The 12,616-nt window shown below is 62.1% G+C and carries 12 protein-coding genes; 5 read left to right on the top strand and 7 right to left on the bottom strand.

Going from position 1 to position 12,616, the window contains the following annotated elements:
* Positions 1-239 precede the first annotated feature (239 nt).
* The 4 genes from ACOIX3_RS16355 to ACOIX3_RS16340 form a co-directional block, all read right to left on the bottom strand.
* A complete protein-coding gene (locus ACOIX3_RS16355; RefSeq protein ID WP_097672506.1) occupies positions 240-1,328 on the bottom strand; it encodes a TRAP transporter substrate-binding protein in 1,089 nt (362 codons plus the stop codon).
* A gap of 321 nt (positions 1,329-1,649) precedes the next feature.
* Entirely contained in the window at positions 1,650-1,886 is a 237-nt protein-coding gene (locus ACOIX3_RS16350) for a hypothetical protein (RefSeq protein WP_212315494.1), read from the bottom strand.
* A gap of 209 nt (positions 1,887-2,095) precedes the next feature.
* Positions 2,096-3,226, bottom strand: coding sequence for a P-loop NTPase (locus ACOIX3_RS16345; protein ID WP_420970870.1), 1,131 nt, complete (start codon positions 3,224-3,226; stop codon positions 2,096-2,098).
* A 108-nt stretch (positions 3,227-3,334) separates the two neighbouring features.
* On the bottom strand, positions 3,335-3,772 hold the full coding sequence (locus tag ACOIX3_RS16340) for a VOC family protein (protein WP_420970868.1): 438 nt from the start codon (positions 3,770-3,772) through the stop codon (positions 3,335-3,337).
* 201 nt (positions 3,773-3,973) lie between these two features.
* On the opposite strand from ACOIX3_RS16340, the gene ACOIX3_RS16335 reads away from it, so the two are divergent.
* Positions 3,974-4,846, top strand: coding sequence for an NAD(P)-dependent oxidoreductase (locus ACOIX3_RS16335; protein WP_420970866.1), 873 nt, complete (start codon positions 3,974-3,976; stop codon positions 4,844-4,846).
* Between the two features lie 357 nt (positions 4,847-5,203).
* Positions 5,204-6,085, top strand: a complete 882-nt coding sequence (locus tag ACOIX3_RS16330) for a hypothetical protein (RefSeq protein WP_420970864.1) — start codon at positions 5,204-5,206, stop codon at positions 6,083-6,085.
* A 416-nt stretch (positions 6,086-6,501) separates the two neighbouring features.
* On the opposite strand, the gene ACOIX3_RS16325 is transcribed toward ACOIX3_RS16330, so the two are convergent.
* Positions 6,502-7,320: a hypothetical protein gene (locus tag ACOIX3_RS16325; RefSeq protein WP_420970863.1), complete on the bottom strand. Its 819-nt coding sequence runs from the start codon at positions 7,318-7,320 to the stop codon at positions 6,502-6,504.
* 520 nt (positions 7,321-7,840) lie between these two features.
* Between ACOIX3_RS16325 and ACOIX3_RS16320 the strand changes: the two genes are divergently transcribed.
* The 3 genes from ACOIX3_RS16320 to ACOIX3_RS16310 all read left to right on the top strand — a co-directional run bounded on the left by ACOIX3_RS16320 (position 7,841) and on the right by ACOIX3_RS16310 (position 10,413).
* Positions 7,841-9,445, top strand: a complete 1,605-nt coding sequence (locus tag ACOIX3_RS16320) for a sensor histidine kinase (RefSeq protein WP_420970861.1) — start codon at positions 7,841-7,843, stop codon at positions 9,443-9,445.
* Between the two features lie 148 nt (positions 9,446-9,593).
* A complete protein-coding gene (locus ACOIX3_RS16315; RefSeq protein WP_212315231.1) occupies positions 9,594-9,797 on the top strand; it encodes a DUF1289 domain-containing protein in 204 nt (67 codons plus the stop codon).
* A gap of 25 nt (positions 9,798-9,822) precedes the next feature.
* A complete protein-coding gene (locus tag ACOIX3_RS16310; protein WP_420970859.1) occupies positions 9,823-10,413 on the top strand; it encodes a TIGR02281 family clan AA aspartic protease in 591 nt (196 codons plus the stop codon).
* Positions 10,414-10,415: 2 nt separating this feature from the next.
* On the opposite strand, the gene catC is transcribed toward ACOIX3_RS16310, so the two are convergent.
* Positions 10,416-10,706, bottom strand: a complete 291-nt coding sequence (gene catC, locus ACOIX3_RS16305; protein WP_420970857.1) for a muconolactone Delta-isomerase — start codon at positions 10,704-10,706, stop codon at positions 10,416-10,418.
* A 108-nt stretch (positions 10,707-10,814) separates the two neighbouring features.
* Complete coding sequence (locus ACOIX3_RS16300; protein ID WP_420970855.1) at positions 10,815-12,392, bottom strand: 4-hydroxyphenylacetate 3-hydroxylase N-terminal domain-containing protein; 1,578 nt, start codon at positions 12,390-12,392, stop codon at positions 10,815-10,817.
* Between the last annotated feature and the right edge of the window lie 224 nt (positions 12,393-12,616).

The following is a 12,616-nucleotide window of genomic DNA, read 5'->3' as shown; positions in this document are numbered from 1 at the left end:
CCCACCCTGTGTGATTGTGTTGTCCGAGCGTCGACGGCTTGCGATCGTCGCGCTGCGTTTCTTTGCCGCCATGACCGGTGACCGATCACGCGCCGCCTTCGTGCCGAGGCTTCGGACGCGAGCATGGAACATCCCCTCGGCGAACGCCAGACGCAAAAAACCCGGCCTCCTTGCGGGGGCCGGGCTACTTAAGTCGAAGCTTTGGGCGCGTTCTCTTGTCGCGAACGCTCGAAGCGCTGTTAGCCGCGCGTGCGCGAGCGGATCATGAAGCTGTCGAAGGTGTATTCGGCGACCTGCCACCACAGATACTGGTCGGAACGGTACGCCTGCATGGCGTCGATCGACTTCTTGAAGTCGGCATTCTTGGCCGAGATTTCACCCCACAGCTCGTTGGTCGCCTTGAGGCAGGCCTCGAGCACTTCGTTGGTAAACGGACGCAGCTGCGTGCCGCCGGCAACCAGCCGCTTCAGCGCCGAGGGGTTCTGCATGTCGTAACGCGCAGCCATCCAGGTGTTGGCGTTGGCAGTCGCGTTGGTCAGGATCGCCTGGTAGTTCTTCGGCAGCGCGTTCCACTTTTCGAGGTTGCAGTAGGCGTGCACCGTCGGACCGCCTTCCCAGAAGCCCGGGTAGTAGTAGTACTTGGCGACTTTCTGGAAGCCGAGCTTCTCGTCGTCATAGGGACCGACCCACTCGGCGGCGTCGATGGTGCCCTTCTCCAGCGCCGGATAGATGTCGCCGCCGGCGAGCTGCTGCGGCACCACGCCGACCTTCTGCAGCACCTGGCCGGCGATGCCGCCGATGCGGAATTTGAGGCCGGAGAGATCGGCGACCGTCTTGATCTCCTTGCGGAACCAGCCGCCCATCTGGGTGCCGGTGTTGCCGCAGGGGAAGCCGATCACGCCGAACTTCTTGAAGAACTCGTTGCCGAGCGCCTCGCCGCCGCCCTGGTACCACCAGGAGTTCTGCATGCGGGCGTTGAGGCCGAACGGCACCGACGCGTAGATCGCAAAGGTCGGGTCCTTGCCGACATAGTAGTAGGACACGGTGTGGCACATCTCGACCGTGCCGTTGGAGGTCGCGTCCAGCGCCTGCAGGCCGGGGACGATCTCACCCGCCGCGAACACCTGGATCTGGAACTTGTTGTCGGTCATTTCGGCGACATACTTCGCCACCTGGTCGGCACCGCCATAGATGGTGTCCAGCGACTTCGGGAAGCTCGAGGTCAGGCGCCATTTGATTTCAGGCGAGGACTGCGCAATCGCCGGCGCGGCAACCGCCGTCGCGGCAGCACCGGCCGCAGACACTTTCAAAAAATCACGACGCTTCATCGTAAGGCTTCTCCTTGAGGGGCGTTTCCCGGTGACCGCAAGCAGTTCTCCGGCAGGAGGCTTGCAAGCAGACCACTTGCAAACGCCCGCCGAGGCGCTCTGGGTCGGCCCTTTAACACGGAAGACGGCCTCACGGAAACGCGACAATGGCATGACCGCACCAATTAAACGAAAGTCTGATGACGCGGGAAATTTGCCGGAAAATGCCGGCGCAGGCTGCGGCGACGACGGCTTGCCGCGGCTCGCGGGCCGTGTCCCGGTCACGCGGTAAATCGCCGCGTGCGGGCCGGCCGGCACTCAGCCACCGGGCTCCCGAGGCCATCAGCGCCGTGTCGCCTCACGCGCCTTCTTGGCTTTATCGGCCAAATGCCGCCCACGCCGAATCCAGCTTTGCGCGGTCGTCTTGCTGACGCCAAATGTCTTGGCGATCGCGATCGCGGCCTCGCCGATCGAGTCGGATTTCTTCGCAAGGTTGAACGCCGCCCGGGAGGCCTCTTCGCGCTTCTCCCGCGTCAGATGCTTGCGGCGTTGTTTGTTTGCTTCGCGTGATGCTGCCATGTCGCTGGTCGCCTCACGGCCCCTCCCGCATTACGGCTGCCCGTGCCCGCCTTCAATTGACGGAACGGTGGTACGATTCGGCCAGTACCCGACAAACATACAGGCCGGACGCGATTCAGCAATCGTCCATGGGCGACAGGCCTGTGAAGAAAGGCCGCCGGGATCCCGGCCTTTGAGGCGCACCGGCTGACCGGGACAGCAGCGCGGGCTCAGGCGGCGGCGATCACGTCTTGCAGCTGCTCACGGACCTTGCTGCCGATCGCGCGGTAGATCGCCGCGTGCGGGCCGTCCGGTTCGCTCTCGACCACCGGGTTGCCGGAATCGGAGGCAGCGCGGATGGCAATATGCAGCGGGATCTCGCCGAGGAACGGCACCCCGAGCTTCTCGGCCTCGTGGCGGGCGCCGCCATGGCCGAAGATGTCCGAGCGCGTGCCGCAATGCGGGCACTGGAAATAGCTCATGTTCTCGACAATGCCGAGCACCGGCACATTGACCTTCTTGAACATTGCAAGGCCCCGCCGCGCGTCGATCAGCGAGAGGTCCTGCGGCGTCGAGATGATGACGGCGCCCTTGAGCGGGACGTTCTGCGCCAGCGTGAGCTGGGCGTCGCCGGTGCCGGGCGGCATGTCGACGACCAGCACATCGAGTGTGCCCCAGACGACGTCGCGCAGCATCTGGGTGATCGCCGACATCACCATCGGCCCGCGCCAGATCATCGCGGTGTCCTCCTCGACCAGGAAGCCGATCGACATGATCGACAGGCCGAAGCGCTGCAGCGGGATCATCTTCTTGTCGTCGTTGAGCTGCGGCTTCTCGCGGATGCCGGTGAGCCGCGGCACCGATGGGCCGTAGATGTCGGCGTCGAGCAGCCCGACGCGCAGGCCGATGTCGCGCAGACCGAGCGCGAGGTTGAGTGCCGTGGTCGACTTGCCGACCCCGCCCTTGCCGGAGGCAACCGCGATGACGGCAGAGATGCCGGGGATCTCGGCCTGCCGGGCCATCGGCGATTGCGCACCAGGCGGGTGCGGATGACGGTGCGCGGACGCAGGCGGGACACCGCCGGCCGGCCGCGGCGCAGGCGCCGCACCACCCGCCTTGCGCTCCGCAGTCAGCGCGATCATCGCGACGCTGACGCCAGGAATGGCGCGCACGGCGTTCTCGGCCTGCGCACGCACGCTCTCCCAGGCGCGGGCTTCTGCGGCATCGACATTGATCGAGAAGAACACCTTGCCGTCGGTGACCGTGATCGCCGACAGCACATTGGCGTTGGTCAAGGCTGTGCCGCGCGGCGACATCACCTTGGCAAGACAATCGAGAACCTGTTGCTGCGTCACGCTCACCGCGTATCTCCTGCTCCTTAGCGGGGCGTGATCTTGTCGGAAAACCGCTTCACACTTTTCCGGATCACGCCCAGGAGACGACCCAATAAAGCGTTGCAGCGCAAAAGGCTACCTCGCTCCGACGTCGTCCCGTCGCTCGGCCGGCGCTGCAGCGCCGCCCTCCTTGGCGGCCTCGTAGTTCAGCTCGATCATGACCCCGTTGGGGTCGTTGACGAAGATCTGCCAGAGATCGCCGCCTGGAACCTGGCGCGAGTCGAATTCCATACCCTTGGACTGCAGCCGCTGCCGCATCCCGTCAAAGCCCTGGCTGGCGAAGGCGACGTGATGGACGACGCCGGAGTCAGGCTTCTGCGCCTCGTCGGTCGCGGAAATATCGACCAGATGCACGACCGCCTTGCCCTCGCTGTACATCCACGCACCGGGGAACGCGAAGTTCGGCCGCGCACCCTTTTCCAGGCCTAGAACGTCCTCATAGAACCGCACCGTGGCGGCGAGATTCCGGGTCCGGATATTGAAATGATCGAGCACACCGACGCTCATGCCCATGCGAGACACTCCCTTTTTTGTGAGGTTCTTTGGTGGGCCGATCCTAGCACAAAACCGGGGTCTGCCATCCAACGAAGCCGTTGCCCTCCGCTGCGCAGGGGGTATGGTGCGGCTCCTTCCATGGACGGAATGCCCTGCCGGCCGCGACGTTTTCCGGTGGTCTCAAGGGCGATCACCACGGCAAATCACAAGGTAACAGACATGGCTAAAGTCGCTTTCCTCGGTCTCGGCGTAATGGGTTTCCCGATGGCGGGACACCTCGTGAAAAAGGGCGGCCATGAGGTCACCGTTTACAACCGGACCGCGGCGAAGGCGAAGGAATGGGCCGACAAGTTCGGCGGCAAGACGGCGCCGACCCCGAAGGCCGCCGCCGAAGGCCAGGATTTCGTGATGTGCTGCGTCGGCAACGACAACGACCTGCGCGCGGTCACGATCGGCGCCGACGGCGCCTTTGCCGGCATGAAGCAGGGCGCGATCTTCGTCGACCACACCACCGCCTCCGCCGAGGTCGCCCGCGAGCTCGATGCCGCCGCCACCAAGGCCGGCTTCAAGTTCGTCGACGCGCCGGTGTCGGGCGGCCAGGCCGGCGCCGAGAACGGCGTGCTGACGGTGATGTGCGGCGGCAGCGCAGACGCCTATGCGGGCGCCGAGCCTGTTATCACCGGCGCCTATGCGCGGATGTGCAAATTGCTCGGACCGGCGGGCGCCGGCCAGCTGACCAAGATGGTCAACCAGATATGCATCGCAGGCCTCGTGCAGGGCCTGTCCGAGGGCATCCACTTCGCCAAGAAGAGTGGCCTCGACGTCGCCGCCGTGATCGAAACCATCTCCAAGGGTGCAGCGCAGTCCTGGCAGATGGAAAACCGCTACAAGACCATGAGCGAGGGCAAGTACGATTTCGGCTTCGCGGTCGAGTGGATGCGCAAGGACCTCTCGATCGCGCTGGCGGAAGCCCGCCGCAACGGCGCCACTTTGCCGGCGACCGCGCTGGTCGACCAGTTCTATGCCGAGGTCGAGAAGATGGGCGGCAAGCGCTGGGATACGTCGAGCCTGCTGGCGCGACTGCAACGCTGATATCCGCGTTCGGAACCAAAGGCGACGCGCGGCCCGACCGCGCGCCGCCCGTCTGCGGACACCGGTCAAGTGCTGATTTAACTTCTAGTCAACAAACGAAGCTGTGCCTATTTTCACAGACTCCCTGTGTCGCAGCAACTTCTCTCACTTCCCACAGCTCCATAGCACCGGCATCCCCTCCGCATCGGCGGAGCTCTTGCTTCGACGAATGCTGGATAAGGTCGAGTCCCTCTACGTCGAGAGTGACAGGCTCAAGAACGAGCAATACGGTTTAAGGAAAGAGCTATCTGAATAGTGTTTTCAACGAGCAACTGGCTACAATAGCGAATCAACCTGCGATTGATGGACTCAAAAGCTATGTTGCCATCCTCTTGGAAAGCAGAAATTGAAGAGACCATAGACAGATCAGTGGAGTCCGAAGGCCAACGGCAACAAGCTCTGAACCATAAGAACGCCACCGACATTGCTGCCGCAATCAAATCCTTTGGTGAGAGCTACACTGCAAGGCACAACAAACCCGAGAAGGTCGACAAGGTAAAGCGGGCGATTGATTTAGCCACCCTGTTCCTATTGTTTGTTACCGCTCTGTTCACCGCCTTGGCGTGGTGGACTTTTGGAGGCCAACTTGACGAAATGAGGAAAGCCTATGGTCCACTCAAAGATACTGCCGACGCGACCAAGGCAGCTCTCGTTGCTGGACAACGCGCTTGGATACGTATCGACAGCATGGCGGTAGGTGGCGCTGGTCTTTTAGCCAAAAGAGAAAGCGTAGACGCTCCAATCGCTTTCGTCATAACCAACGTCGGCAATACTCCGGCGCTAAGGGTTTGGCCTTATGTCAAGCTGCTCACTGCCAGAGACTCATTGCTAGATGAGCAAGCCAAGCTCTGCGATGAACCGACTAGACAGCCAGGGCAAACGCTAGGACACACGCTATTTCCAAATGAACAATTTCCTAAGAACATAGGTATTGGCGAATATAGCGTGGGTACCCACCTCTCGAAAGAGGAAGTCGCGCGCGGCTTGGGGGTAGACAACAAGACGATCCCGCTATTTGTGGTCGGTTGTATCGACTATACATTCCCTACCGATCCAACCGCCCACCACCAAACGCCGTTCATCCGCGAGATCGACCAAAATCCTGTGCCGATCCCGATCAGTATCGACGATGGGCTGATCCCTCCGGGCAAACTTGTGCTGCGGGAGCACATAGTGGGCATTGGTCGGGCTTCCAACTAACACGCCACTGTGGCGGCAAGCGCTGGGATAAGTCGAGCCTGCTGGCGCGGTTGCAGCGTTGGTTTAGCTCTATGCATGCGGCTACGGTGACCTGCAACGGCGGGTCACCTACCATGCGGCGACGTCTCGCGAAGGAGAATTCCCCTTTTAAAGTCACGCCGCCCAAATATCGAAAACAACCCCATGCAAAGTAGCTAGCCGGCCACCGGCATTCGGTCTGTCAACTTGACATGTCGGGCAAATCAGGGGCACACTTCCATTATCCCGAAATGATGTAGGCGCCCCTCGCCCCGCATCGGTGGGCTCTCCGGCGGTCATTGCCCCCGAAACTCCTCACCCAGCGGATGGCTTGGGTCTGCGTTTGCCGGGCTTGAGAACCCGCCCGGCGAAATGAAGGCACAGCCGCCGCAATCTCTTCAATAACATTCGCCAACACCAGCCCAAGGTGCTGAGAAAGGTTCAACGCTCTCAAAGAGTAAACGGTCGCGAGCGACGGTCACACGCAGCCCACTGTTCAGAGCGAAACCATCTGGAAGAAGCCATCGTCGTGTTGGATAAATCAACGATCCGACAAAATGGCCGACACAACTCACACTCCATTCGACGCCGAATTCGGTGTGACGAACCAAAGCGGTGGTTCGATTAGGACGCGTCACCTGATCTTGAAGACACTGAAAAGCGTTCTTCACAGGGCTATTTTCACCAATTGTAAATTGATCGAGATAATAGAGTGACGTGCCAGGGCTGCCGCTAGTACCGATTTTCCACCGTAGCGAATCTATCGGCTCGGTCGCAAGAAAGGACTCGCCGAATAGCTTCCACCCCATACCCAATAGGGTCTTGGCGAGAAATTTTGATCGCACTTCGCTGTCTATGTTCATGGTGAAAACGAAGCCAGTGTCGTTAAACACGGTCGGAGGAAGATACTTTCCTGTCCGCGTATCGTACACCGTGGCCGATTGGTTTCCGCCTGGGACTTCTATGTTGTACCGCGGTTGAGCATTTCCAGTCGGTTCGCCGCCCTTCCAAGCGGTTGTTCGCTTCAGCAACGCCTCCGGCCTTTGGCGACTGTTTCCGCGTGCATCCGCGTCACGACGGCCAAACATGATCAGCGCATCATTCGCGAGCTTCCCATCTATCTCATGGCCAAGTCGCGAATTGATAGCCTTGCTGCATCGAATGACCGTCGCCCCCGAACCGCCGAGCGAACGAGGGATTACATGTTCGGCGCTCATCGCGCTTTCGGGTAGATAGCGATCCGAGTAGATGCAGTAGTTTCGCCATTCGGGACCGAGGCGGTTCGGAGTAAAGTGGTCTAAGTTCATTCCTCTACGCTAGTGAAGGGAAACAGGTTCTGCAGCAAAAATGGTTCCTGCAAACCTCATACCTTGTGCGCTTCAAGAGAGGTTCGTTCCAGAGCGCCAGCAGTCAAAATGGCATGGCTTACGAGGTCGTTCGGTACGAGTTGTTCGCCAGAGGGCGGTACGCAAGGAGAACCTGGTCGGGCCAGTTGGCAAGCTTTTGCACAAGAGCGCCCTCTTAAGTAGTGCGATTGCCATCAACACCACTATCCTTATTTCCGCTCAGTCAGGCGCTTTTGCCCTACGGGCAAAGGTCCGCCGCACCGCGCAAAAGTTAATTTAACCTCCGGTTAACGCCTTTCTTTAGCTCTTTAAGGTAACGCTTAATGAATTAGCGTCACAGATAGACAATGCAAAAGGCGCGCGCGGTTCGCGCGCAGGATTTGTGTTGTTGATGAGTAATCCCGCAGAAAAGCCTGAAGTTGTACAACTTCCGGCAGGACCTCAGGTGACGGTGCCGGTCAACAGCCGGCGCGTCGCAGCACAGCGGGTGCGCGAGGCGCGGGATCGGTTAACGTCAACCAGTGGAACCCGCCCGGCGTTCGACGCCGAACTGCTCCGGCAATATGCCCAGACCCGGATCTCGGCATCCTATGTCGTGATGCTGCTCGTGGTGGCAACCGGCGTCCTGTTTGGCCTCTGGATGAAGCCGATCGTGGCCGGCGCCTGGACGGTCGGCATCCTCGGCGTCCATCTCGCCATCATCCGCAGCTGCGCCCGCTTCCTCGCCGAACCGACTTCGGTCGCGGTGACCCGAAAATGGCGGACCCGCTTCGTGCTGCTCGACCTGCTGTATGGCCTGTGCTGGACCGCGATCCTGATCCACCCCGCCGGGCGCGATCTCTCCTCCAACACGCTGATGATGTTCCTGATGCTGCTGGTGATCGCGGTCTCCAGCATGCTGGCGGCGAGCCTGCCGATCGCAGCACTCGCGGCGACCGTTCCGGTGACGGTCGGGATTGCGCTCGACCTCGCGCTCAACGGCGCGTTCGACAATTACGTGCTGGCGCTGCTCGCGCTTGCCGCCGAGGGCTATTTCGCACTGCTCGCGCACCGCCTGCATTCGACCACGCTGGCGACGCTGGAGGCCCGCGCCGAAAAGGACGCGCTGATCGGCGAACTGGAACAGGCCAAGGCGATCTCCGATGAGGCGCGGCACCGCGCCGAATCCGCCAACGTCGCCAAGTCGCGCTTCCTGGCCCAGATGAGCCACGAGCTGCGCACCCCGCTCAACGCGATCCTCGGCTTCTCCGAGGTGATGAAGAGCGAGATCTTTGGTGCGCATGCGGTGCCGGTCTACAAGGAATATTCCGCCGACATCCACAATTCCGGCGTGCACCTGCTCAATCTCATCAACGAGATTCTCGATCTGTCGCGCATCGAAGCCGGCCGTTACGAGCTGAACGAAGAGGCCGTGGCGCTGGTGCACGTCGTCGCCGACTGCCACCATCTGCTGAAGCTGCGCGCCTCCAGCCGCGGTATCACCATCCACGAGGTGTTCGAGCATGGCATGCCCCGGATCTGGGGCGACGAGCGCGCCATCCGCCAGGTCGTGCTCAACCTGCTCTCCAACTCGATCAAGTTCACCCCGCAGGGCGGCGAGATCTGGCTGAAGGTCGGCTGGACCGCGTCGGGCGGGCAATATCTGAGCGTCAAGGACACCGGAAGCGGCATCGCCGAGGACGAGATCCCGGTCGTGCTGGCCTCGTTCGGCCAGGGCTCCAACTCGATCAAGTCGGCGGAACAAGGCGCGGGCCTTGGACTGCCGATCGCCAAAAGCCTGATCGACATGCATGGCGGCACCTTCACGCTGAAATCGAAGCTGCGCATCGGCACCGAGGTGATCGTGACCTTGCCGCCGGAGCGGGTGATGAGCGCGCTGGCGCCGATGACGGAAGAAGCGCCGCCGATGCAGCCGGAGCCCGCCGAGCCCTCGATGGGCGCCGACCGGAAACGTGTGCGCCGCAAGTCCATCATGAGTGCCGGCACCGGATTGTAGAGCATGTCGCGGGTGACGCGGTTTTCGCTGCCAATGAATCCGAGGCGTTCGCGCCAATACCATGCTTGCGACAAAAAGCCGGGGCGTGATGGCGCAGCCCGATTCGACCGACTTGCACCGGCGGCTGAAACGGTTCAACAGTTGAACAATGAGCTCAGAAACGCCGTGTATCGCAGTCTGCATGATCGACCCCAGGACGAAGCTCTGCTTCGGCTGTGGTCGCACGCTCCCGGAGATCGCACGCTGGCACAAGATGGACCGCGCGGAGCGGCTGTCTGTCATGACGACATTGCCGGCGCGGATGGCCGAGGCTGGGCTCGAGCGCATGGAGCCGCGTCCGAAGCGCGCGTGACCACCGGAGCGACCGGAGCCGTACTGTGACCCGCATCCTCCTTGTCATCGTACTGCTGATGGCAACCGCGGGCGCCGTTGTCACGTACGGCGATCCCGACCAGATCGCGCGCGCCAGACAGAATCTGACCCAGATATTCGGCCGCAGCATCGCCGCGCCGGCATCCGCCCCTGCCCCCGCTCCCGCGGTGCAGATTGCGCGCAGCCAAGGCGGCGAGTTCGCGTTCCGCGCCAAGATCAACGGCATCAGCGCGCCGATGGTGATCGACACCGGCGCGACCTCGGTCGTGCTGACCTGGGAAACCGCCAAGGCGATCGGGCTGCCGACCGACATGCTCGAATACAATGTCGACCTGGAGACCGCCGGCGGTCACACCAAGGCGGCGCGGCTGACGCTCGATCGTCTCGCGGTCGGCAAGCTGGTCGAGAAATCGGTGCCGGCGCTGGTGGTGCAACGCGGGCAGATGAAGACCAACCTGCTCGGCATGAGCTTCCTCGACCGGCTCGAAAGCTGGGGTGTCCGCTCCGACACGCTGAGCCTCACCGGATACCCCGACGTCACCGGCAGCATCAGCCCCCCGGCCCGTCACCGCCGCCCGCGCACGGTTGTCGACTAGCCCTAGCGGTCGTCGTCGTGGATCGACGACGGATGCCGGCATAGCGGCCTGACCTGTATCTCCATGAACGGAAACAGCGGCAGGCTGGACAGGATGTCGTGCAATTCCTGCGCGCCGGACACATCGAAGATGCTGACATTGGCGTAGCGTCCGGCCACCCGCCACAGATGGCGCCAGGCGCCGGTGCGTTGCAGCTCCATGGCACGGACGCGTTCCGCCTGCTTCAGTGCATCGACCTTTTCGGCTGGGAGATCGTGCGGAATCCGCACGTCCATTTCGACGTGAAACAGCATGATGATCGACTCTCCTTGCAGGCGATGAGGCGGTAACGCGAAACGGATCGGAGCCGCCGCGAGATCGCGGCGACTCCATCTCTCTCTATCAGATCGACAATCCTGTCGTCAGCCCTGCACCAGACCGCGGCTGACGAGGTTGATGTCATCCGGATTGATCAGATCCTTCGCCGTCCAACCCGAGACGTCGTAGTCGCTCATGCAATTGCGCACGAAATCCTGCATGGCGCCGAGGTCGCCGGTCGCGCTCGCGGCCATCAGCGTCTCGACGCGAAGGTTCTCGTAATTGCCCGCATAGTTGCGCTCGTAGAGCTCGTGCCGGCCGCCGAACTCGGAGCCGATCGCGTCCCAGAGCAACTTGAGCAGCTTGATCCGGTCGATCGCGGCATAACCGTTGGAGCCGCGCACGAAGCGGTCAAGATAGGGCCTGATCGCCTCGCTCTCGAGGTCGGCCGAACTTGACGGCAGGTAGATCAGGCCGCTCGCGACATGACGCTCGATCAGCTCCTTGATCCGCGGATAAGCCATCGGTGCGAACACGCGATAGGCCAGCCCGTAGTTCAGGTTGGGCAGATTGTAACCCTCGGTCCCCTGCCAGGCGATCGGCGATTTCACCATCGCATCCGAAATGCCGTGGAACAGATTGCGCCAGGCGATCACCTCGCCCACCGCCGTCTGCACGCCGCGGAAATCCTTCGATCCGGTCGCCTCCACCGCCATCGAGAACAGGCCGGCGATGAAGTCGAGCTTGACCGCGAGCCGCGTCACGCCATGCAGCGTGAAGCGCGGGATGAAGCCGGACGCCGGGAAGAACTGGTTGATCTTGTCGACGTCGCCATAGATGAAGACGTTCTCCCAGGGCACCAGCACCTTGTCGAAAACGAGGATCGAGTCGTTCTCGTCGAAGCGGCTGGACAGCGGATAGTCGAACGGCGAGCCGGTCGCAGCCGCCGTGAATTCGTAGGACGAGCGGGCAATCAGCTTGACGCCCTTGGCGTCCATCGGCGCCGTGAAGATCAGCGCAAACGACTTGTCCTTGATCGGGATGCCATAGTGGGCGATGAAATTGTAGTGCGTCAGCGCCGAGCCGGTCGCAACCACCTTCGCGCCCGACACGATCAGTCCGGCGTCGGTCTCCTTCTCGACATGCATGAAGACGTCGCGCACGTCCTCGATCGCCCGGTCGCGATCGATCGGCGGATTGACGATGGCGTGATTCCAGAAGTCGAGCCGTTCCTGGGTCCGGGCATACCATTTCTTCGCATTGCCGGCGTATTCGCCATAGAAGCCCGAATTCGCGCCCAAGGTCCCGAGGAACGCCGCCTTGTAGTCCGGCGAGCGGCCCATCCAGCCATACGCAACCTTCTGCAATTCGGCAATCGCGTCGCGGCCTTTGATCAGGTCATCAGCCGTGCGCGAGCCCAGGAAGAACGGATGGGTCAACTGTCCGGAGCCGGTGTCGGTCAGGACGCCGATCTGATCCTTCTTCTCGTGAAAGCGGTCGTACCAGCGCGCCACCATCCGCGCCGAGTTGCGGAACGCGGGATGCTGGGTGACGTTCTTGACGCGCTCGCCGTAGATGTAGATCTCCCGGCCATCCTGGATGCTGTCCAGGAATTCCGCGCCGGTATAGACGCTGGTGGTTGACGCAGGCACATCGGCCCGCAGGGCAGCTGCTGTAGTCATGGGTTCTCCTCCGCTTGTGTCGTTAGACCGGCGGGCGTTGCCACACCGGCCCGGACCATCCCGTCACGCTCTTGGTCGGCGTGACATCGGCGGAAAAGCTACGCGCTCACCCGGAGCGGGCGAAAGGTATCACACCATACCGCGCGAACCGCGGCGGCTCGGGCTATGACTTGGATACGCGGACCAGACGGCAATGATCGTCCGGCCGACGCAGCACCGGAGCT

It is taken from the genome of Bradyrhizobium sp. B120 (genome assembly GCF_049075665.1).
Classification (GTDB): Bacteria; Pseudomonadota; Alphaproteobacteria; order Rhizobiales; family Xanthobacteraceae; genus Bradyrhizobium.
This window is presented reverse-complemented; position numbering and strand designations above follow the sequence as displayed.

Excerpts from the sequence above, each read along its gene's own strand:
- ACOIX3_RS16355 (WP_097672506.1), bottom strand. The coding sequence starts at position 1,328 with ATGAAGCGTCGTGATTTTTTGAAAGTGTCTGCGGCCGGTGCTGCCGCG.
- ACOIX3_RS16350 (WP_212315494.1), bottom strand. The coding sequence starts at position 1,886 with ATGGCAGCATCACGCGAAGCAAACAAACAACGCCGCAAGCATCTGACG.
- ACOIX3_RS16340 (WP_420970868.1), bottom strand. The coding sequence starts at position 3,772 with ATGGGCATGAGCGTCGGTGTGCTCGATCATTTCAATATCCGGACCCGG.
- ACOIX3_RS16335 (WP_420970866.1), top strand. The coding sequence starts at position 3,974 with ATGGCTAAAGTCGCTTTCCTCGGTCTCGGCGTAATGGGTTTCCCGATG.
- ACOIX3_RS16330 (WP_420970864.1), top strand. The coding sequence starts at position 5,204 with ATGTTGCCATCCTCTTGGAAAGCAGAAATTGAAGAGACCATAGACAGA.
- ACOIX3_RS16325 (WP_420970863.1), bottom strand. The coding sequence starts at position 7,320 with ATGAGCGCCGAACATGTAATCCCTCGTTCGCTCGGCGGTTCGGGGGCG.
- ACOIX3_RS16320 (WP_420970861.1), top strand. The coding sequence starts at position 7,841 with ATGAGTAATCCCGCAGAAAAGCCTGAAGTTGTACAACTTCCGGCAGGA.
- ACOIX3_RS16315 (WP_212315231.1), top strand. The coding sequence starts at position 9,594 with ATGAGCTCAGAAACGCCGTGTATCGCAGTCTGCATGATCGACCCCAGG.
- catC (WP_420970857.1), bottom strand. The coding sequence starts at position 10,706 with ATGCTGTTTCACGTCGAAATGGACGTGCGGATTCCGCACGATCTCCCA.
- ACOIX3_RS16300 (WP_420970855.1), bottom strand. The coding sequence starts at position 12,392 with ATGACTACAGCAGCTGCCCTGCGGGCCGATGTGCCTGCGTCAACCACC.